This window comes from Pseudomonas sp. GW456-L12 (assembly GCF_059424045.1).
Window position 1 is genome coordinate 1 of the sequence record NZ_JBWKZA010000006.1, and the last position, 18179, is coordinate 18179.

Sequence of the window (18179 nt, forward strand, 5' to 3'; positions counted from 1 at the left end):
GCTTTTGCTGCTGGCCGTGACCGTCGGTTTGGCTGTGGGTGTGGCTTTTTCGGGAAGAGGGTTGGGAAGGGGACGCGCGGTGGATTCTTCGCTCATATCGGGCCTGTCTGATCGCTCCAATGTCTTTCAGACAGTCTATGGCGCACAAGTCAGGGCTTCTTGATGCGCATCAAGGAAGCTTTTGAGCAGGTCTGCATTGGTGCTTTCAGTCGTCCGTAGGAGCGAGGCTTGCCCGCGAACCAGGCGCTGCACAGTACCAGTCTCTCCCCGCCATCGTTCATCGCGAGCAAGCTTCGCTCCTACGGAATCCTGGCGCGCAGGGGCTGCGGCACTTTTCTGCAGGCGAAAAAAAAGACCTTGAATTTCAAGGTCTTTTTTAAGTTTGGTGCCCCGAGGGGGACTCGAAAAATAGGATAAGTCTTTGATTAATATTTATAAAAGCACATGTACATTTTTTAATATACGGGAAACTGTAAATTTGAGTGATTTGCATCAATGGAGCTAGGTGGATGAAAGATTCCCGATTTCGCCTATCTGATTTCCGACGAGATGTATTCTCTGTGAGTCATTGTTGTTAACAAAACAATCGGGTTCGGCGGAGTCTGGCCTGCCGCTATAAGCACTGCCCCGATTCACGCTTACCATACTCCCACCTCGTATTACCGCGGCTACGCGCTTGGCGCTCGGCTCGGTGAAACGTCGGACCTCCATGTGCTCGGTGACAATCGGGCTAGCGCCCGTCGAAAGCCTTCCACTTTGGTCACATCCCCCCGGGTTCTGTGGGTAATGACGCCATAGGCATAAGGAAGTAAACCCTCCAGCCAGTCTCGTGGGTGGATCTCGACGCTATTCTCCAGTGTCGCGAGGACCCAGTCGGGAAGCCATGACATATCGCGGTCCGAGAAGTTGACTTCGCCTGCGATCAGCAACGCCAGCGTGGTACGCAGCGAAGACTTGTCCTTCAACAATCGTTCTTGCAGCGCTTGGCAAGCGTCCGGGTCATCCAGTAACACGCGAAGATCGTTGGGTTTGCTCAGCTCCAGCGAGGCTGGAAGCAGAGCCGATAAGGCCGGTAACGACTCCTTCCAGCGTTTGTGCACCTCGAGATCAATTCCGACGAAGTCCAGCGCCGGAGGCTCAAGCGGCGCGTGACGGATAACCGTGGGTGTCAGATAGCGCAGGCGAAGGCTCATGATGTCCATGAAGAGCCGGTCACTGGCACATAAAGACTCTAGGGCAGCTGCGGTGCGTGGTGTGGTTGATGGAGGTGGGCCGATAATGAACGTCGCATTGCGTCGGTGGGGCAGGTAATGAATGTCGCCCCAACTGTCGTTCAGGCAGTGGGCGAGCCAAGCCTGGGGCGCAGGGCCGTTGAACGGGTCCAGATTCATGGGGACGCCAAAAGCGTTGAATACCACATGACCGAGGGGGTTGAGGCGGCTCTTCAATAGTTGGTGGAACCCGTGATCAAACACTATCGGGGCATAACCGCTCTGGGTGTAGAGGTCGACAATAATGACGTCGTACCGGTCGGGGGTGACGTCCAGGAAGTGCGCGGCATCAGCGACCACGCTGTCAAAGTCGATATGCGCTGCAAGTCGGTTCCGGTTATCGAGGCTGCGCACTAGTGCGGTCTCGTCCAGATCAACGGCCAACAGATGGGCAACTCTGGTGCTGGCTGCGATCGGCGCCAGCGCCACACCGTCCGAAAGCCCCAGCATCAGAACCGAGATTCGATCCTTGGACGGGTCCCCCAGGAAACCGGTACAGCCCATATCATCATAATATTGGCCGCAGAAGATCTGTTCATGTCGAGCAGATTCAGGTCGATCCTTGAAGTCCGGCATGGTGAAAGGCAACTCCATTTGTAAGAGGCGGGGGGCCGCGAGGCACGTCAGTGCGCAAACGCTTCAGGGTATTTTTCCAGGTAGGCATCATTGAGCTGCGTATCCGGGGAACGCATGAAAGTTTTGAAATCGGGTACCAGAAAGACCAGCAGAGACAACAGCAGCACCATGACACCCAGCAGCGTGATTGTCAGTGCAACCCCCAGATCGGCGATCAGGGTGTTCATCGCAAAACTGCCCAAGGGGCTGGCCGCCGCAGACAGAAATGAAACCGTGGCAAAAATCCGGTTGCGATGGAGCTTGGGCGTCGCCAGTAGCCTCACTGCTGAGGTGGGGATGTTGATCAACATCAGGCCTACGCCGCCGCAGAAAAAGGCCGCGGGTACGATGAACGACGATGAAACGGTGCCGACCACCACCAGATTGCACCCCAGTAATGCAAAACCTGCGGACACACACATGTCACGGGGAACCCGGTCGGATAGCCAGCCGATGATCTTGTAACTGCCCGCCAGAATGCCCAGCCCGAAGCACGAATCCAGAAGACCGATGTAGGTGACCGGGTACTGGATGACGTCCTTTACGTACAGGGGGATCAGGATGGTGAAGAACGGAAACAGGGCAAAGTTGATCAGCATTGCAATGATGGCCAGGTAAAATTCGACCTTCACTCCGTAAACCACTTTGAAGCCGGAATAGATCATGCTGAAGCCGCTGGCACCCGGGGCTTTTTCGCCTTGGCCAGTGGCGCCGATGTGGCTCGGGATAGTCGCGATCAACGCCCCGGCGATGAGAATCGCAAAAAAATCGGCAGCAAAGGCGAACGTGATACCGAACCCGTAAATCAACCCGCTGGCCAGTACCGGCCCCAGCAGAATAGAAAAGGACGACATCACGCTTTTGGTCCGAAAGGCCAGGGAGACTTTATCGTCGTCTGCGAACAAAGGAATGATCGACGCCTGGAGAGGGTCGCGCACACCGACAATCGCACTGCTGATCATCATCAGCGCGCCCACCGTCCAGGGATTGAACGACCCCGTGGCGGACAGCACCACCATCAACAGCGCTGTCAGCAGGCTGATCCATGAGGCCAGCTTGATGATCAGGATTTTGTTGTACTTGTCCCCCAGCCATCCCAATAGGGGTTTGGCTAACACCTCCGCCGCAATGGAACAGGCAATCATGTTGGCGAAGTACAGCGCAGAGCCGGTTTCCTGCAAGGCCCACCAGGCCACCGCCAGTTGATTGCACCGTCCACCCAGAACCATAAGCAAAAAGCTGAATTGCACTTTCAGCAGACGCCGGTCGATGCCGGGAAAGCCCCACGTAATGCCTGAAAAATTTGCACTCATTGACGTACCTTTGATCCAGATAGGGCTACTGCGCAAGCCGGGGGCGTTCAAGAAACGACGGGGTGACGGTCATCAGGGTAGATCGCCAGATATTGCTCGATCCCACCCTCAAGGCTATAGAGTTCCGCATCCTGGTTGACGCTGCGAACGGCCAGTAGGGCTGCCTTGCTTCTGACGCCGGATTTGCAATAGAAAACGATACGGCGGGTGGTATCGAGCTCTTCCTGGCGCTTGATGATGTCTTTGAGCGGAATCAGTCCGCCGCCCAGAGAACCTTGTTGATGCTCGCTGAGGTCGCGCACATCGACCAATTGAAATGGCGCGTGTGTCGCTATCCAGTCATGCAGTGTGTCGGGTGACAACCAGTCGCTGTCGCGCCACGCCGGTGTGGTTGCGGCGCCAAGCGTGTTCGCAGGGGACCGGCTCCGTGTTTTTTTGTTGACGCTCAACAGGTGGAAAGTGTTGTCCAGGCCGTCGATAGACAACAATTGCCCGCTTAATGGCGCACCGGCACGGAGGATGAGCTTGAGTACTTCATTGGCCTGAAAGCAACCGAGCAAGCCAGGTATGACGCCCAGCACTCCCGCTTCCGAACAGTTCTGTGTCAAGTGCGGTGGCGGTGGTGTTTCGAACAGATCACGGAAACACGGCCCCCGCTGTTGGGTGTGTCGGTCGTAATAATTAAAGACCGATACCTGCCCCTCGAACTGACTGATCGAGGCATAGACCATCGGTTTTTCGCATTCGATACACGCGTCACTGATGAGGTATTTGGCGCTGAAGTTATCAGTGGCGTCGACGATGATGTCGTATTCCGCCAGCAGCGACAGGACATTGTCCGGGTTCAGCGTCGTGGCAACGGTGTGGACGACGATATCGGGGTTCAACTGGCGAATGCGGCGCTTGGCTGCCGACACTTTCAGCTCGCCTACATCGCCCATCGAATAGAGAATTTGTCGGTGCAGATTGCTCACGTCGACGATGTCGTTATCAATGATGCCTAGCGTCCCGACGCCAGCACCGGCCAGGTACAGGAGTACCGGGCAGCCCAGCCCCCCGGCTCCGACCACCAGCACTTTGCTGTCTTTGAGGCGCTGCTGCCCCTCTGCGCCGACCTCGCTGAGGATGATCTGGCGGGCGTAACGGGAGGTGTCCGTCTTCAGGTTGCATTGCATGTCAGCCACCTGCCACTGCGTTGATCAGAACCAATTGCGCGTTACTGTCCAGGGGACAACGGCGGTCATGCTCACTGGTCACGGGCATGCCATTGACGAACAACCCCACGAAGGGCAGCGGGTACAGGTCCTCAGAGAAGACCGGGCCAATCAGGTCGGGAAACCGTGCGGTCAGGTTGTTCAGCACATCGCTGACACACAAGCCCTCAGTGGCGTGTGTTTTATGCTGATGGGTATACGTCATGAATTGCCGGGGAAAGTGTACGACTGCCATGGGTCATCCTTGAACAGCGTCAGTTGTCAGTTCGCTGGAAAACGCATCCAGCCGGGAGGTGATCAGTTTTCCGATGTCGGACAGTTCGGCCGAAGCCTGGAGAGTGGCCAGGCTTTTGAGGAAATACTGGTGCAAGTAGTCGAGTCGCTCGGGACGAGCTCGCGCGGAACCGCTGGCTAGCAACCGCTGGTGGTAGTTAACGGCGCTGACGGCAAAAAGACACGCCAGCAAAACACCCCGGGGGTTCTTGCCACCGGTGCCCGACGGCAGTATGTAGTTGTTCGAACTGTCCTTGAGCTGGAAGTCGTAAATCTCGGCGATCAAACTGCACCAGATATGGGACAGTTCATGCACCAGTAACTCTTCAAGGTCCGTCATGCTGGTAAACGCGTCTTCGCCCAGAAACATTTGTTGTGGCAGCACGGGATTGGTCAGGCTGACTTGCTCAGTCAGCAACTTATATATTTTAACCGGCAAGTCCAATAACCCGGCCCATTCCGGCAGCAAGGCTTTGAGGTTGCTCTTCGCTTCGGCCACCATGAACAGCTCAGCATGACCGAGCATTTGATGGGGTGGAAACTCGGGGGCACCTTCGACGTGCCGGTTATACAGGGCGGTGGCAAAGTCTGGTTTTAAATAGGCGGTTAACGGTAACTCGCCGCCCTCGATATTTTTACGAACAACCGCAACGAGTGTTAAAAGTTTTATGCTGTTGAACATCGGATGCACAAAGGGCAAGCCGTTTATTTCACACAGTATCTCTGAGGGCGACATTCTGTTTTACCGTCCATGGTTGCAATTTGAGAAAGTCGATCAAGTCCAAGCTCTTAATTCTGTAGGCAGAAAAGTTGGCCAGGGCACTGTCTATTTGTTTTTCCGCGATAGGGAGTGCCAGCAAGACCTCTTTCAAACAACTTAGTGTTCGATGGCCGTACCACATGTTTTTCAGGTAGTGAAGGACGTGTTGTTCTTGTGCCGGCGTAATGACCTGTTCCGTCGCCCACTGTCTTAAAAATTGCCTGATATGAATAAGTGGTTCGCTAAGTGACAGAAAAGGCTCTTGTGCTTGATGTACCAGGGTTACTTCGTCGTCGGACATGTCCGGATCGCTGGCGAATTGTCGATACACTTCGCCAAAACCTGTCATCCCTAGCGAATCCATTTCACAGGCGCGAATCGCCCCCATTGACGACAATCCCCAGATGCGCCAACCCGCGCCCAGGGCGTCGAGTATCTCGGCATGGCCGACGGCGGGATGTGCATGGAACACGCCATCGACAATGGCGAGGTTCGAAGGGGGGTATTGCGCCACCAGCCGTTCGATATCGCCGCGTTTGACGGGTGGGTGGATCACCACACCGCCCAGTAATTGACTGTCTATTCCTTGCAGGGAGGGACCCGCAAACAGCGTGCAGGCTTCAAGCGCTTTGTTTGACATACGTACTTAACCTCGGACCGACCCTTTTCAAACCGGGTTCAAAGGCTTCAAGCCCCGGAATAATAATTCTGACCACCGTGATGTCGTCCGACGCTTTGCTGAGCAAGACCCTTAGCACCGTACTGAGCCCGACGCGCTGCAACCGCTCGATGAGCAACTCCCAGGCCGATTCGATTGTGGGGATTGCGGCGTCCTGGCAGTCGATGGCGGAGTAATCGATCATCTGGTCCCGGGAGGTCGCCACGGTACGCAAGCGTGCGATAGCCTGAAGTTCGGCCGAACGGCCCTTTTTCTCGAAGTATTTGACACGCTCGATGATGTCGTCACGGCCGCCGTGTATGTGGCTCAAACGGCTTTGGGCCGCCTCGCAGATGGCGCGGATCAAGGCGATTTCCTTGATGGGATGCAACCCTGAACCGGTGGCCACGGAGATGGGCGCCTGGGAAGACTCTTCCATGATAAAAGCCTGAAAGTAGGCCAGGCCAAAACAGTTCTCGGTATAACGAACCGACAGGCTCAACCCCGCGGCATTGATTCTATTGATCAGGCTGTCGATTTCTGCGCTGTAACGGTCCAGATTGACGAGGCAAGAGCGGTCATGCAGGTGATTGAACGCTTGAACATCGCGCTCCATGAGTTCGCAAACAGCGTGTACCGAGGCTTCCACCAGGTCATTGCCGGAAGCCAGGCCACTGGAGCTTTCCCCGAAGAGTTGTTGCCCGGGGTTCTCCGGGTAGGGAATGAACACCAGTTCGGCAGGTGCAAGGACCTTTTGCTTGCGCAATACATCTTCAGCTTCGACGGCCATGATGAGCGAGTCGGCCTTGGCAGCGAAGCCATACAGCATGCAGAACTGATTGAACGCGATTCGTCCTTCGTGGCTTTCGGTGAGTTGCTTCGGCGTGCTCTTTACCAGTTCCAGTTGCGCCGTGTTGTATTGCGCAAGGCTGAACTCAATGGCTTCCATGTACGCGCCGATCTTGGCTTCTGCTGGCCGGAGGCCTTTACCCGCATTAACGCACAGCGAACCCTTCAATGCATCGGGTCGTATACTGGCAAACACCGGAATACCAATACGGTCCAGCCAGGTGGTATCGGTCACTCGGGTAATGCCCAAGCGAGGGGCAATATCGTTGACGATAATTTTTAATGTTTCTTCGGCACTGCGGCGACGAAGGCTCGAACTAAGCCTTTGCATATTGGGTCACCTTTGAGTGATGAAAGATTTAAAACAAGCATCATGTTCGACACAATAAAAAACGGGAGGGAATTAATTCCCTCCCGTTTTTTCAGGCTGCGATTTTTACGTCTTCAGCCAGAGCCAGCGTCAACACGTTGTTGTTTGACTGATGTGCCACAAAACCGGCGTGCATCAGGCTTTCATCGTTCAGAATGACGGAGAATTTTTCCGCAGTTTCTGTGTCCAGTTCAAGCTCGAAGGTTACATCATTAACTAGAGAGTCCATATTCTTAGTCCTGTCCGTAGTATTGCGTTTAAGAAAGTTTGTTGCGCAACACCTATAAGTTTTGGCAGGTCATAGAGTCAATGTCAAACAAATATTTACTGGCTTAATATTGTTGCGTATTTGTATCTCTGTGAAGTGTCGCCAAGTTACTTTAAACATTGATCACAAAAGACTTGTGCGCTCCACGCACAAATAGCAATGACACATGCGGTAGCGGGATTGGTCTCCATCGATTGAATGAACTCAGCAGTTTTTAAAATTTCTAGCCGGTGCAATGAGACTGGTGAAGTGGTGCGGCTTTTGTACAATCGCCAGCGCAATTGACCGAAAGGAGCTGCAACTGTGATGGCCGCCCTGTCACCGCCGAACCTCGGCTGATAAAACGTGCCGCTATCACCGAGAAATTGCCTTACGTCGGGCTGCTGCTCTCCACCATGACCGGTTTTATCGCCATCCTCACAGAAACGCGTTGCGGAGCATCTGAAAGACAGCGCAATTCCGAGTTGATGTGGCTAACTGGGCGCTTGGCTCCGGACTTCAAAACCATTGCTGACTTTCGCAAGGACAACGGCAAAGCCGTCCGCAGCATCTGCCGGCAATTCGTAGTTCGCTGCCGTAACCTCAACCTCTTCTCACAATCGATCAACTTGCTGACGCAGATGTTCGGCATAGACCAACAAGGTCTGCCGATCAATCTGCCGCGCATCGTTGAGCCCTGGCCCATCCTCCGACCGACACCAGCGTACAAATGCCTGCCAGCGATCACTGTGCGCTCTGACCGTGCCGTAATGCCCGCCGCTAAACAGATCGCGCAACGCCTGCGGCCCGGCATAGCTCAACTGCCGACCATAGCCAAAATTGCGTCCATCTCGCCTGCCCACCAGTGCCATGATCGAACTCCTCTCAAAGCCAAAACTTTTAAAATTTTCCCCACGTCATCCCGCCAAGAATGTTGAGTGTTATCAGGGATCAAGGCCCCTGCGACCGGTGAGGGTTGTCCACTAACGCGGGACTGACGGCTCTTTACGACCAGGAGCTTGGGCATCTCATGATCTGGCCTCCTGGGCACCGTTACCGGTGGGCGGGTGGAGGCTGTGCTGGCTGACGAAACCAACGCCGCGAGATCCTGAGTCGGGTGAAGGCAGTGAAGCGATGACCGGGGCATGCCTGACTGTCAGTCAGGTGCAGTCCATTCCGTGGGCTGCGGCACCATCATCTGCATCGCTGCTGCTGGTGACTTCGGTGTTTGTCACGCCGATTGTCACGAGGGGGAATACCGCAAAGCCTTGTACGAGGTGGACTGCAGCAGCGGTAGGAGCGCCCGTCTCTTTCCGGGAGAAAGAGACGGGCGCAGGTTGGCGCAAGGAAATGGCCAAGTGGATAGGTTGCTGCAGGGCAGCTATGAAAGGGGGAAGTTGCCGCAGTGGGCACACTGGTAAAAGTAGGCATCCATCACATCGTTGTGACCGTGCGAGCCGCCGGATGCTTATCGCACTTGGGGAGAACCACCACCGTGTGGCGTAGCCTTAAAGGTTCTGGCTACCTGGGTTGCTGTCGACGACAGTGCTTTGCCCGATCTTTTCTACGCTCGCTGATAGACAGGGTCAAGGCTCGATTTTTTGAGAATTCTGCTGCTGCGAATGGCATAAGCTGTCTATGGAAATCCTTGGTTTCTAGAAGACGGTTACGCTGATTTTTAGATCTTTCAAGTGAGGCCCTTCCAAGCAGGGCGGCTTTGCAGCCCTGCTTGGAAGGGCCCGCGTGGAAGGCAAAGCTGTGGAGATTTCACTGACGTGTTAGCGCTGGAATGCGCCACGCTCATCTTCCAAGGCGCTGATGCCGTCACCGACCGCGTTGACCCCGAGAAGCTCCGAAGACTTACGCGACAGAAACTGATTAACCCGCGTATCAAACTGATCCCGCAGGCTCGCCGTAATTCCAACCCTGAGCGCATCGAGATAATCGGCATACCACTGCATCATGATCCGCCGTTGCGTAAGGTACAGCGCCTGGTTGTACTCCCCAGCAATGCCACCCTCGACATGAGCCAGTTGACTTTCAACATGATCCTTCAGCCACCCATGTTCGCGCAGCAGCGTGCTCGCGGTGTGGCGAACGCCATGGCTCACCATCCGCCCTTTATAGCCAATCTTGGCAAACACCAGATTGATCGTGTTCTCGCTGATGACGGGCCGTTTCTCGCCACTACCCGGAAACAGGTAGCGGCTGCGTCCAGTGCATTGGTGCAGCTTGATCAGCATCGCGATCAGTTGATGGGGCAGGGGGCTGACATAGTCCCGGCGCATCTTCATGCGTTCAGCCGGTATGGTCCACGTCCCTTCTTCAAAATCGATTTCATCCCACGTCGCATACCGAACCATGCCGGGTCGGCTCGCCGTCAGTATTGCCATCCACGAAGCCATCCTCGACGGCAACCGGCTGGTGGTCTTGCTCAGCGCCTGAAGAAATTCCGGCAGCTCGCTTTCACGTAAATGCGGATAGTGCTCAGGGGAAGGCGGCGCCAACGCGATGGCATGAAGTTCTGAGGCCGGATTGTGTTCGCACAATCCCCGCGCAATCGCCTGACTGAAAATCTGCTTGAGCCAGGTCCGCGCCTTGTCTGCCACATTGAACGCCCCGCGCTTTTCGATGCTGGCCTGCAACTTCGCGCAGTCGGCACGAGTAATGTGTTCCAGCTGCATCTCGCCGAGTGCTGGTAGCAGATCCTTGTCGAGGTAGTCGCGAATCTTCTTTAGCGTCGCATGGCTGCGGCCGGAGTCGGCCTTGAACTGATACCAGTACTCCGTAGCTCGTCTGAAGGTGTTGAGCCCAGCCTCCCGTTGCTGCTGCTTGTCATCCCGGCGTTTGGCTCCAGGATTGGTCCCTTCCTTGAGCAGCTTGCGGCATTCGGCAGCCCGTTCGCGAGCTTCCTGCAAGGAGATGCTCGGGTAGACGCCCAATGACATGCGCGCCGGGCGACCATGATACGAGTATCGGAAATGCCAGTACTTGTGGCCGTTCGGCTGGACTAGAAGGGCAAGACCCGAACTATCACTCAGCGTGTATTGCTTGTCGGCAGGCTTGGACGCTTTGACTTGCAAGGCAGTGAGGGGCATGGCTGTACACCTCCGGTTCTCGAACTGGAATCTGTACAGAAAATGTACCAAAAAGAGGCTGGCTTGCAAGGGACGGGGATGGAACCCCAGAGACCAAAAAGCCCGCAGTTAGCGGGCTCTAGGGATGTTGCGTAGACGCTGGTAGTCGTCTATGTACTGCAAATGGTGCCCCGAGGGAGACTCGAACTCCCACTTCTCTCGAAAACGGATTTTGAATCCGCCGCGTCTACCAATTCCGCCATCAGGGCTCAATGGCGGCGAAGTATAGAGACGTGCCTACCGTTGGTCAATCAGGTTTCATGGTCAATTTTGGCTATTTCCGCTAAACTTTCCGGCCCTGCTAGACGAACCCCATCATGCGTGTTGCTGACTTTACCTTCGAGCTCCCTGATTCGCTGATCGCCCGCCACCCCCTGGCCGAGCGTCGCGCGAGTCGCCTGTTGACCCTGGATGGGCTCACTGGCGCCCTGGCCCACCGTCAATTCACTGATTTGCTTGAGCATTTGCGCCCGGGCGACTTGATGGTGTTCAACAATACCCGGGTGATTCCGGCGCGCCTGTTTGGCCAGAAGGCCTCCGGCGGCAAGCTGGAAATCCTCGTGGAGCGGGTGCTCGACAGCCACCGTGTGCTGGCCCATGTGCGCTCCAGCAAGGCGCCGAAACCGGGTTCGAAGATCCTCATCGACGGCGGTGGCGAGGCCGAGATGCTGGCCCGCCACGACACCCTGTTCGAGCTGGGGTTTGCCGAGGAAGTGTTGCCGCTGCTGGAGCGCGTCGGCCATATGCCGTTGCCTCCTTATATAGACCGCCCGGACGAAGACTCGGACCGCGAGCGTTATCAGACCGTGTATTCCGAGCGCCTGGGCGCGGTGGCCGCGCCGACCGCGGGGCTGCACTTCGACCAGCCGCTGCTGGAGGCGATTGCCGCCAAGGGCGTCGAGACCGCGTTCGTGACCCTGCATGTCGGCGCCGGGACCTTCCAGCCGGTGCGGGTGGAGCGCATCGAAGATCACCATATGCACAACGAATGGCTGGAAGTCAGCCAGGACGTGGTGGATGCGGTAGCCGCCTGCCGCGCGCGCGGCGGTCGGGTGGTGGCGGTGGGGACCACCAGCGTGCGTTCCCTGGAAAGCGCGGCGCGCGATGGCGTGCTCAAGCCGTTCAGCGGCGACACCGACATCTTTATCTACCCGGGCCGGCCGTTCCATGTGGTCGATGCCCTGGTCACCAACTTCCATTTGCCCGAATCCACGCTGTTGATGCTGGTTTCGGCGTTCGCCGGTTACCCCGAAGCCATGGCCGCCTACAAGGCTGCCGTCGAGCATGGATACCGCTTTTTCAGCTACGGTGATGCGATGTTCATCACCCGCAATCCCGCGCCACGCGGCCCTGAGGATCAAGCATGAGTCGCACCTGTCGTATGTCTTTCGAGCTGCTCGCCACCGATGGCAAGGCTCGTCGCGGTCGTCTGACCTTCCCCCGCGGCACTGTGGAAACCCCGGCCTTCATGCCCGTGGGCACCTACGGCACGGTCAAGGGCATGCTGCCGCGGGACATCGTCGCCACTGGCGCCGAGATTATCCTGGGCAACACCTTCCACCTGTGGCTGCGCCCGGGCACCGAAGTGATCAAGAAGCACGGCGACCTGCATGATTTCATGCAGTGGAAAGGCCCGATCCTCACCGACTCCGGCGGTTTCCAGGTGTTCAGCCTGGGCGCCATGCGCAAGATCAAGGAGGAGGGCGTGACCTTCGCCTCGCCGGTCGACGGCGCCAAAGTCTTCATGGGGCCGGAAGAGTCGATGCAGGTCCAGCGCGACCTGGGCTCGGACATCGTGATGATCTTCGACGAATGCACCCCGTACCCGGCCGACGAAGACGTCGCGCGGGTGTCCATGGAGCTGTCGCTGCGCTGGGCCCAGCGCTCGAAGAACGCCCATGGCGACAATACGGCGGCGCTGTTCGGCATCGTCCAGGGCGGCATGCACCAGGACCTGCGCATGCGCTCCCTGGAAGGCCTGGACAAGATCGGCTTCGATGGCCTGGCCATTGGCGGCCTGTCGGTGGGCGAGCCCAAGCACGAGATGATCAAGGTGCTGGACTACCTGCCGGGCCAGATGCCAGCAGACAAACCTCGTTACCTTATGGGTGTTGGCAAGCCGGAAGATCTGGTTGAGGGTGTGCGCCGCGGTGTGGACATGTTCGATTGCGTGATGCCAACCCGTAATGCCCGCAATGGGCACTTGTTCATTGACACTGGCGTGCTGAAGATCCGCAACGCGTTCCATCGCCATGATGATTCGCCGCTGGATCCGACCTGCGATTGCTATACCTGCCAGAACTTCTCCCGTGCTTATCTGCATCATCTGGACAAGTGCGGCGAAATGCTGGGGAGCATGCTCAATACCATCCATAATTTGCGTCATTACCAACGGCTTATGGCTGGTTTGCGCGAGGCTATTCAACAGGGTACATTGGCCGCCTTTGTCGATTCCTTCTATGCCAAACGCGGGTTGCCCGTGCCGCCTTTAGAATAAGTTCTAAAGACGTTTAGACCCACTTTTGCAATTATCCGGAGTGTTACATGAGCTTTTTTATCTCGACTGCAATGGCTGATGCTGCTGCACCTGCTGCTGGCCCCGCCGGCACTGGCTTTGAGTGGATTTTCCTGGTCGGTTTCCTGGTCATCTTCTACCTGATGATCTGGCGTCCACAGGCCAAGCGCGCCAAAGAGCAAAAGAACCTGCTGGGCAGCCTGCAAAAAGGTGACGAAGTTGTGACTACTGGCGGTATCGCCGGCAAGATCACCAAAGTGACCGACGACTTCGTAGTGCTGGAAGTTTCCGACACTATCGAGATGAAGTTCCAGAAAGGCGCGATCGCTGCCACGCTGCCAAAAGGCACGCTGAAGGCGATCTAAGTTTCAACTTTTACCAATCGACGGGGCGCGCAAGGCGCCCCGCTTCATAAACGGGCGGCGTGATGCTGAACAAATACCCTCTGTGGAAATACGTACTGATCCTGGCGGTGCTGGCGATCGGTTTTATTTATTCCGCTCCCAATCTATACCCTGATGATCCGGCCATTCAGGTCAGCGGCGCGAGCACCGCGTTGCAGGTCACTCAGGCGGATCTGGATCGTGCGAGCAAAGCGCTCACCGACGCCGGGATCAACGTCAAGGCAGCGACCATCGCGGCCAAGGGCAAGGGCGGCCTGTTGCGTCTGACCAAGCAGGAAGACCAGCTTCCAGCCAAGGACGTCGTGCGCAAGGCCCTGGGTGACGACTACGTCGTTGCATTGAACCTGGCACAAACCACCCCGCAATGGCTGCGCAACCTCGGCGCGCATCCGATGAAGCTGGGCCTGGACTTGTCCGGTGGTGTGCACTTCCTGCTGGAAGTGGACATGGAAAAAGCCCTCGACGCACGCCTGAAAGTCTACGAAGGCGATGTGAAGAGCCTGCTGCGTAAAGAGCGTCTGCGCTATCGCAGCCTGCCGCAGCTGGGCGGTGCCATTCAACTGGGCTTCAGCGACGAAGCGACCCGCGAACAGGCCCGTGCGCTGATCCGCAAGAACTTCAACGATTTCGACATTGTTCCGGCCGACCTCAATGGTCAGGCGGTGCTGCGTCTGGCGATGACCCCGGCCAAGCTGGCGGAAATCCGTGAATACTCCATCAAGCAGAACTTGACCACGGTACGTAACCGCGTCAACGAGCTGGGTGTTGCCGAGCCTCTGGTTCAGCGCCAGGGTGCCAACCGTATCGTGGTTGAGCTGCCGGGCGTGCAGGACACCGCTGAAGCCAAGCGTATCCTGGGCAAGACGGCCAACCTTGAGTTCCGTCTGGCCGCTGAGCCGGGCGCTTCGAAAGCCACTTCCGAGTCTTTCGAGTTCCGTGAAGGCAATCGTCCTCCTGCGCTGATCGAGCGTGGCCTGATCATCACCGGTGACCAGGTGACCGACGCCCAGGCGGGCTTCGACGAGCATGGTCGTCCACAGGTGAACATCAAGCTCGATGGCCACGGCGGCGAGCTGATGAGCCGTTCGACCCGCAGCAACGTCGGTCGCAGCATGGCGGTGATCTTCATCGAGCAGAAGCCGACCACCACTTACACCAAGCAAGTGGTCGACGGTGTCGAGAAAGACGTGGCGGTACAGAGCTTCAAGGAAGAGAAGAAGATCATCAGCCTGGCGACCATTCAGTCGCCGCTGGGTAGCCAGTTCCGCATCACCGGCCTGAACGGCCAGGGCGAGTCCTCCGAGCTGGCGCTGCTGCTGCGTGCCGGTGGCCTGGCCGCGCCGATGTACTTCGCCGAAGAGCGCACCATCGGCCCGAGCCTGGGTGCCGACAACATCACCAAGGGTATCGATGCGTCGCTGTGGGGCATGCTGTTCGTGTCGCTGTTCATCATCGCCATCTACCGTTTCTTCGGCATCATCGCCACCGTGGCGCTGGCGCTGAACATGGTGCTGTTGCTGGCCCTGATGTCCTTGCTGGGGGCTACGCTGACCCTGCCGGGTATCGCCGGTATCGTGCTGACCATGGGTATGGCGGTGGACGCCAACGTACTGATCTTCTCGCGGATACGTGAAGAGATCGCCGCCGGCATGACTGTGCAGCGGGCAATCAACGAAGGCTTCGGCCGGGCATTCACCGCGATTCTCGACTCCAACCTGACCACATTGCTGGTCGGCGGGATTCTCTTTGCCATGGGCACCGGCCCGGTCAAGGGCTTTGCGGTGACCATGTCCCTCGGGATCTTTACCTCGATGTTCACGGCCATCTGGCTGACCCGCGCGATGGTCAACCTGATCTTCGGCGGTCGTGACTTCAAGAAGTTGTGGATTTAAGGGGCTGCCATGTTACGTACTATCAACTTCATGGGCGTGCGGAACGTTGCGTTCGGCGTCACTTTGCTCCTGACCGTTCTGGCGTTGTTCAGCTGGTTCCACAAGGGGTTGAACTACGGCCTGGACTTTACCGGCGGTACGCTCATCGAGCTGACCTACGAGCGTCCGGCGGATGTGATGAAGGTTCGTGCTCAACTGAGCGAGTCCGGCTATCACGAAGCGATCGTGCAAAGCTTCGGTGCGACCACCGACCTGCTGGTGCGGATGCCGGGTGAAGACCCGCAACTGGGCCACCAGGTGGCGGAGGCGCTGCAGAAGACTGGCGGCGACAACCCGGCGCAGGTCAAACGCGTCGAGTTCGTCGGCCCGCAAGTGGGTGAAGAGCTGCGCGACCAGGGCGGCCTCGGCATGCTGATGGCGCTGGGCGGCATCCTGATCTACCTGGCCTTCCGCTTTCAGTGGAAGTTCGCGGTCGGCGCCATCGTCTCCCTGATCCACGACGTGGTGGTGACCGTGGGTATCCTGTCGTTCTTCCAGATCACCTTCGACCTGACGGTGCTGGCGGCGGTACTGGCGATCATCGGCTACTCGCTCAACGACACCATCGTGGTGTTTGACCGGGTGCGTGAGAACTTCCGTGTGCTGCGCAAGGCCAGCCTGATCGAGAACATCAACATCTCGACCACTCAGACCCTGTTGCGCACCATGGCGACCTCGATCTCCACCCTGCTGGCGATCGCGGCACTGCTGTTCTTCGGTGGCGACAACCTGTGGGGCTTCTCCATCGCCTTGTTCGTTGGTGTTCTGGCGGGTACCTACTCGTCGATCTACATCGCCAACGTGGTGCTGATCTGGCTGAACCTGAGCAGCGAGGACTTGATTCCTCCGGCCAATACCGAGAAGGAAGTCGACGACCGTCCATAACGGTTTTCCCTTCCCGGTAAGCAGTCGAAAAGGCGCGAGTATTGAACTCGCGCCTTTTTTTATGCTCCAAGGCTGGGAGAAGCGCGGGCTTGTCCCGCTTGTGATGGTCAGGAGGTTCACGTGAACAAGTCGATGCTAGTTGGTGCGGTATTAGGTGCCGTCGCTGTGACTGCTGGGGGGGCTGTTGCCACCTACAAGCTGGTCAATAGTGGCCCTGAGTATGCGCAGGTGCTGGCAGTTCAGCCGGTCAAACAACAGATCAAAACACCGCGTGAAGTGTGCAAGGATGTCACCGTGACCCGTCAGGCTCCGGTGAAGGATCAACATCAGATCGCCGGTACGGTGGTCGGTGCGCTGGCCGGTGGTCTTCTGGGTAACCAGATCGGCGGCGGTACAGGCAAGAAGATCGCCACGGTCGCCGGTGCGGTCGGCGGTGGTTACGCCGGTAACAAGGTGCAGGAAGGCATGCAGGAGCGTGACACCTACACCACCACTCAGACTCGCTGCAACACGGTCAACGACATCAGTGAAAAGGTCGTGGGTTATGACGTGAAGTACGAACTGAATGGCAAGCAGGGTCAGGTGCGTATGGACCGTGATCCAGGCAGCCAGATTCCGGTCAACAAGGAAGGTCAGTTGATCCTGGGCCAGAACCAGCCGGTGCAATAAGCATTCAGTGTCATCATGAAAAAGCACCCTGCGGGGTGCTTTTTTATTGCCTGTGGCTTGGGTTTGCTTCTACAGAAAGAGTGTTTTCCGACAAATCCCAGGCATAAAAAAAACACCCCGAGGGGTGCTTTTTTGTCGCTGGCGCTTAGCGCTTCAGCGAAGCCGGCAGGTGCGGCTGGATGGCGGTGAGGACCGCCTTGAAGCATTTGGTGTTGCCGGCAACCACGTGGCCTTTTTCCAGGAAGTCGTGACCGCCGGTGAAGTCGCTCACCAGGCCGCCGGCCTCTTGGATCAGCAGGGCGCCCGCCGCCATGTCCCACTCGGACAGGCCCGACTCCCAGAAGGCGTCGAAACGACCGGCAGCCACGTAGGCCAGGTCCAGGCTGGCAGCGCCGGCGCGGCGGATGCCGGCGGTCTGGCCGACCAGGGCGCGGAACATGCCCAGGTAGTTGTCGAGGTTGTCCATCTGGTCGTCACGGAACGGGAAGCCGGTACCCAGCAGGGCGCCGTCCAGGCTGGTGCGGCCGCTAACGCGCAGGCGACGACCGTTCAGTTGGGCGCCGCGACCACGGCTGGCGGTGAATTCTTCCTGGCGCACCGGGTCCAGAACCACGGCGTGTTCCAGGCGACCGCGGTATTTGCAGGCGATGCTGACAGCGAAATGAGGAATGCCGCGCAGGAAGTTGGTGGTGCCGTCCAGCGGGTCGATGATCCACAGATAGTCTTCGCCTTCGCCGCTGCCAGCGTGCAGACCGGTTTCTTCGCCGAGAATACCGTGAGTCGGGTAGGCTTTGCGCAATGCGTCGATGATCTTCTGCTCGGCAGCGCGATCAACTTCGGATACGTAGTCTTTGGCGTCTTTTTCGTCGACCTTGATGGTATCCAGGCGCTCGATGGAGCGGAAAATCAGTTCACTGGCGCTGCGGGCGGCGCGCAGCGCGATATTCAGCATTGGCTGCATGGATAGGTCACCTAAGGTTGTTAAAGAAAGCCGAGCATTCTAGCAGAAAACTTTTGCAGATGAAGGTCGACATTCGCTCCGCTTGCCTTGATCTGCCGCCCGGGCCC

Annotated in this window: 16 protein-coding genes, 1 tRNA gene and 2 pseudogenes; 7 read left to right on the top strand and 12 right to left on the bottom strand. The window is 57.5% G+C overall.

Features of this window, described 5'->3' with window-relative positions:
- Positions 1 to 668: 668 nt before the first annotated feature.
- From AC07Y9_RS09515 to AC07Y9_RS09550, 8 genes are all read right to left on the bottom strand, one after another.
- On the bottom strand, positions 669 to 1847 hold the full coding sequence (locus tag AC07Y9_RS09515) for a spermidine synthase (protein WP_102678563.1): 1179 nt from the start codon (positions 1845 to 1847) through the stop codon (positions 669 to 671).
- 47 nt (positions 1848 to 1894) lie between these two features.
- Entirely contained in the window at positions 1895 to 3199 is a 1305-nt protein-coding gene (locus AC07Y9_RS09520; protein WP_102678562.1) for an MFS transporter, read from the bottom strand.
- Between the two features lie 47 nt (positions 3200 to 3246).
- Complete coding sequence (moeB, locus tag AC07Y9_RS09525) at positions 3247 to 4374, bottom strand: HesA/MoeB/ThiF family protein (RefSeq protein WP_102678561.1); 1128 nt, start codon at positions 4372 to 4374, stop codon at positions 3247 to 3249.
- Between the two features lies 1 nt (position 4375).
- A complete protein-coding gene (locus AC07Y9_RS09530) occupies positions 4376 to 4648 on the bottom strand; it encodes a MoaD/ThiS family protein (protein ID WP_102678560.1) in 273 nt (90 codons plus the stop codon).
- 3 nt (positions 4649 to 4651) lie between these two features.
- Positions 4652 to 5422, bottom strand: coding sequence for a hypothetical protein (locus AC07Y9_RS09535; protein ID WP_102678559.1), 771 nt, complete (start codon positions 5420 to 5422; stop codon positions 4652 to 4654).
- Positions 5397 to 6086, bottom strand: coding sequence for a TfuA-like protein (locus AC07Y9_RS09540; RefSeq protein ID WP_102678558.1), 690 nt, complete (start codon positions 6084 to 6086; stop codon positions 5397 to 5399). The genes AC07Y9_RS09535 and AC07Y9_RS09540 overlap by 26 nt, the downstream gene beginning before the upstream one ends.
- On the bottom strand, positions 6067 to 7284 hold the full coding sequence (locus AC07Y9_RS09545) for a YcaO-like family protein (protein ID WP_102678557.1): 1218 nt from the start codon (positions 7282 to 7284) through the stop codon (positions 6067 to 6069). Before AC07Y9_RS09545 ends, AC07Y9_RS09540 begins: the two co-directional genes overlap by 20 nt.
- A 91-nt stretch (positions 7285 to 7375) precedes the next feature.
- On the bottom strand, positions 7376 to 7552 hold the full coding sequence (locus tag AC07Y9_RS09550) for a hypothetical protein (protein ID WP_158245990.1): 177 nt from the start codon (positions 7550 to 7552) through the stop codon (positions 7376 to 7378).
- A 482-nt stretch (positions 7553 to 8034) separates the two neighbouring features.
- On the opposite strand from AC07Y9_RS09550, the pseudogene AC07Y9_RS09555 reads away from it, so the two are divergent.
- A pseudogene (locus tag AC07Y9_RS09555) lies at positions 8035 to 8196 on the top strand (IS5/IS1182 family transposase); the annotation flags it as partial.
- On the opposite strand, the pseudogene AC07Y9_RS09560 reads toward AC07Y9_RS09555, so the two are convergent.
- From AC07Y9_RS09560 to AC07Y9_RS09570, 3 genes and pseudogenes are all read right to left on the bottom strand, one after another.
- Positions 8191 to 8442: pseudogene (locus AC07Y9_RS09560) on the bottom strand (integrase domain-containing protein); the annotation flags it as partial. The pseudogenes AC07Y9_RS09555 and AC07Y9_RS09560 sit on opposite strands and share 6 nt — an antisense overlap.
- 906 nt (positions 8443 to 9348) lie before the next feature.
- Positions 9349 to 10668: a tyrosine-type recombinase/integrase gene (locus AC07Y9_RS09565; RefSeq protein ID WP_102678556.1), complete on the bottom strand. Its 1320-nt coding sequence runs from the start codon at positions 10666 to 10668 to the stop codon at positions 9349 to 9351.
- Positions 10669 to 10831: 163 nt separating this feature from the next.
- Positions 10832 to 10916, bottom strand: a tRNA-Leu gene (locus tag AC07Y9_RS09570).
- Between the two features lie 108 nt (positions 10917 to 11024).
- Here AC07Y9_RS09570 and queA point away from each other — a divergent pair.
- The 6 genes from queA to AC07Y9_RS09600 all read left to right on the top strand — a co-directional run bounded on the left by queA (position 11025) and on the right by AC07Y9_RS09600 (position 17111).
- Positions 11025 to 12074, top strand: a complete 1050-nt coding sequence (queA, locus tag AC07Y9_RS09575) for a tRNA preQ1(34) S-adenosylmethionine ribosyltransferase-isomerase QueA (RefSeq protein ID WP_102678555.1) — start codon at positions 11025 to 11027, stop codon at positions 12072 to 12074.
- A gap of 14 nt (positions 12075 to 12088) precedes the next feature.
- Positions 12089 to 13204 (top strand): tRNA guanosine(34) transglycosylase Tgt, encoded by a 1116-nt coding sequence (gene tgt, locus AC07Y9_RS09580; protein WP_162096445.1) that lies wholly within the window; start codon positions 12089 to 12091, stop codon positions 13202 to 13204.
- 47 nt (positions 13205 to 13251) lie between these two features.
- Positions 13252 to 13587 (top strand): preprotein translocase subunit YajC, encoded by a 336-nt coding sequence (gene yajC, locus AC07Y9_RS09585; protein WP_007929510.1) that lies wholly within the window; start codon positions 13252 to 13254, stop codon positions 13585 to 13587.
- Between the two features lie 62 nt (positions 13588 to 13649).
- The gene (gene secD, locus AC07Y9_RS09590) at positions 13650 to 15518 is read left to right on the top strand and encodes a protein translocase subunit SecD (RefSeq protein WP_007929511.1); all 1869 of its coding nucleotides are present in this window, start codon (positions 13650 to 13652) and stop codon (positions 15516 to 15518) included.
- Positions 15519 to 15527: 9 nt separating this feature from the next.
- Positions 15528 to 16442 (top strand): protein translocase subunit SecF, encoded by a 915-nt coding sequence (secF, locus tag AC07Y9_RS09595; protein ID WP_007929512.1) that lies wholly within the window; start codon positions 15528 to 15530, stop codon positions 16440 to 16442.
- A 120-nt stretch (positions 16443 to 16562) separates the two neighbouring features.
- Positions 16563 to 17111 carry a glycine zipper 2TM domain-containing protein gene (locus AC07Y9_RS09600; protein WP_007929513.1) on the top strand — a complete coding sequence of 183 codons (549 nt, stop codon included), beginning with the start codon at positions 16563 to 16565 and terminating at the stop codon, positions 17109 to 17111.
- Positions 17112 to 17256: 145 nt separating this feature from the next.
- Here AC07Y9_RS09600 and suhB read toward each other — a convergent pair whose 3' ends face one another.
- Positions 17257 to 18072, bottom strand: a complete 816-nt coding sequence (suhB, locus tag AC07Y9_RS09605; protein ID WP_007929514.1) for a type III secretion system regulator SuhB — start codon at positions 18070 to 18072, stop codon at positions 17257 to 17259.
- Positions 18073 to 18179: the final 107 nt, after the last annotated feature.

Bases quoted from the DNA above. Each gene is read 5' to 3' on its own strand.
- AC07Y9_RS09515 (WP_102678563.1), bottom strand. From the start codon at position 1,847: ATGCCGGACTTCAAGGATCGACCTGAATCTGCTCGACATGAACAGATC.
- AC07Y9_RS09520 (WP_102678562.1), bottom strand. From the start codon at position 3,199: ATGAGTGCAAATTTTTCAGGCATTACGTGGGGCTTTCCCGGCATCGAC.
- moeB (WP_102678561.1), bottom strand. From the start codon at position 4,374: ATGCAATGCAACCTGAAGACGGACACCTCCCGTTACGCCCGCCAGATC.
- AC07Y9_RS09530 (WP_102678560.1), bottom strand. From the start codon at position 4,648: ATGGCAGTCGTACACTTTCCCCGGCAATTCATGACGTATACCCATCAG.
- AC07Y9_RS09535 (WP_102678559.1), bottom strand. From the start codon at position 5,422: ATGTCGCCCTCAGAGATACTGTGTGAAATAAACGGCTTGCCCTTTGTG.
- AC07Y9_RS09540 (WP_102678558.1), bottom strand. From the start codon at position 6,086: ATGTCAAACAAAGCGCTTGAAGCCTGCACGCTGTTTGCGGGTCCCTCC.
- AC07Y9_RS09545 (WP_102678557.1), bottom strand. From the start codon at position 7,284: ATGCAAAGGCTTAGTTCGAGCCTTCGTCGCCGCAGTGCCGAAGAAACA.
- AC07Y9_RS09550 (WP_158245990.1), bottom strand. From the start codon at position 7,552: ATGGACTCTCTAGTTAATGATGTAACCTTCGAGCTTGAACTGGACACA.
- AC07Y9_RS09565 (WP_102678556.1), bottom strand. From the start codon at position 10,668: ATGCCCCTCACTGCCTTGCAAGTCAAAGCGTCCAAGCCTGCCGACAAG.
- queA (WP_102678555.1), top strand. From the start codon at position 11,025: ATGCGTGTTGCTGACTTTACCTTCGAGCTCCCTGATTCGCTGATCGCC.
- tgt (WP_162096445.1), top strand. From the start codon at position 12,089: ATGTCTTTCGAGCTGCTCGCCACCGATGGCAAGGCTCGTCGCGGTCGT.
- yajC (WP_007929510.1), top strand. From the start codon at position 13,252: ATGAGCTTTTTTATCTCGACTGCAATGGCTGATGCTGCTGCACCTGCT.
- secD (WP_007929511.1), top strand. From the start codon at position 13,650: ATGCTGAACAAATACCCTCTGTGGAAATACGTACTGATCCTGGCGGTG.
- secF (WP_007929512.1), top strand. From the start codon at position 15,528: ATGTTACGTACTATCAACTTCATGGGCGTGCGGAACGTTGCGTTCGGC.
- suhB (WP_007929514.1), bottom strand. From the start codon at position 18,072: ATGCAGCCAATGCTGAATATCGCGCTGCGCGCCGCCCGCAGCGCCAGT.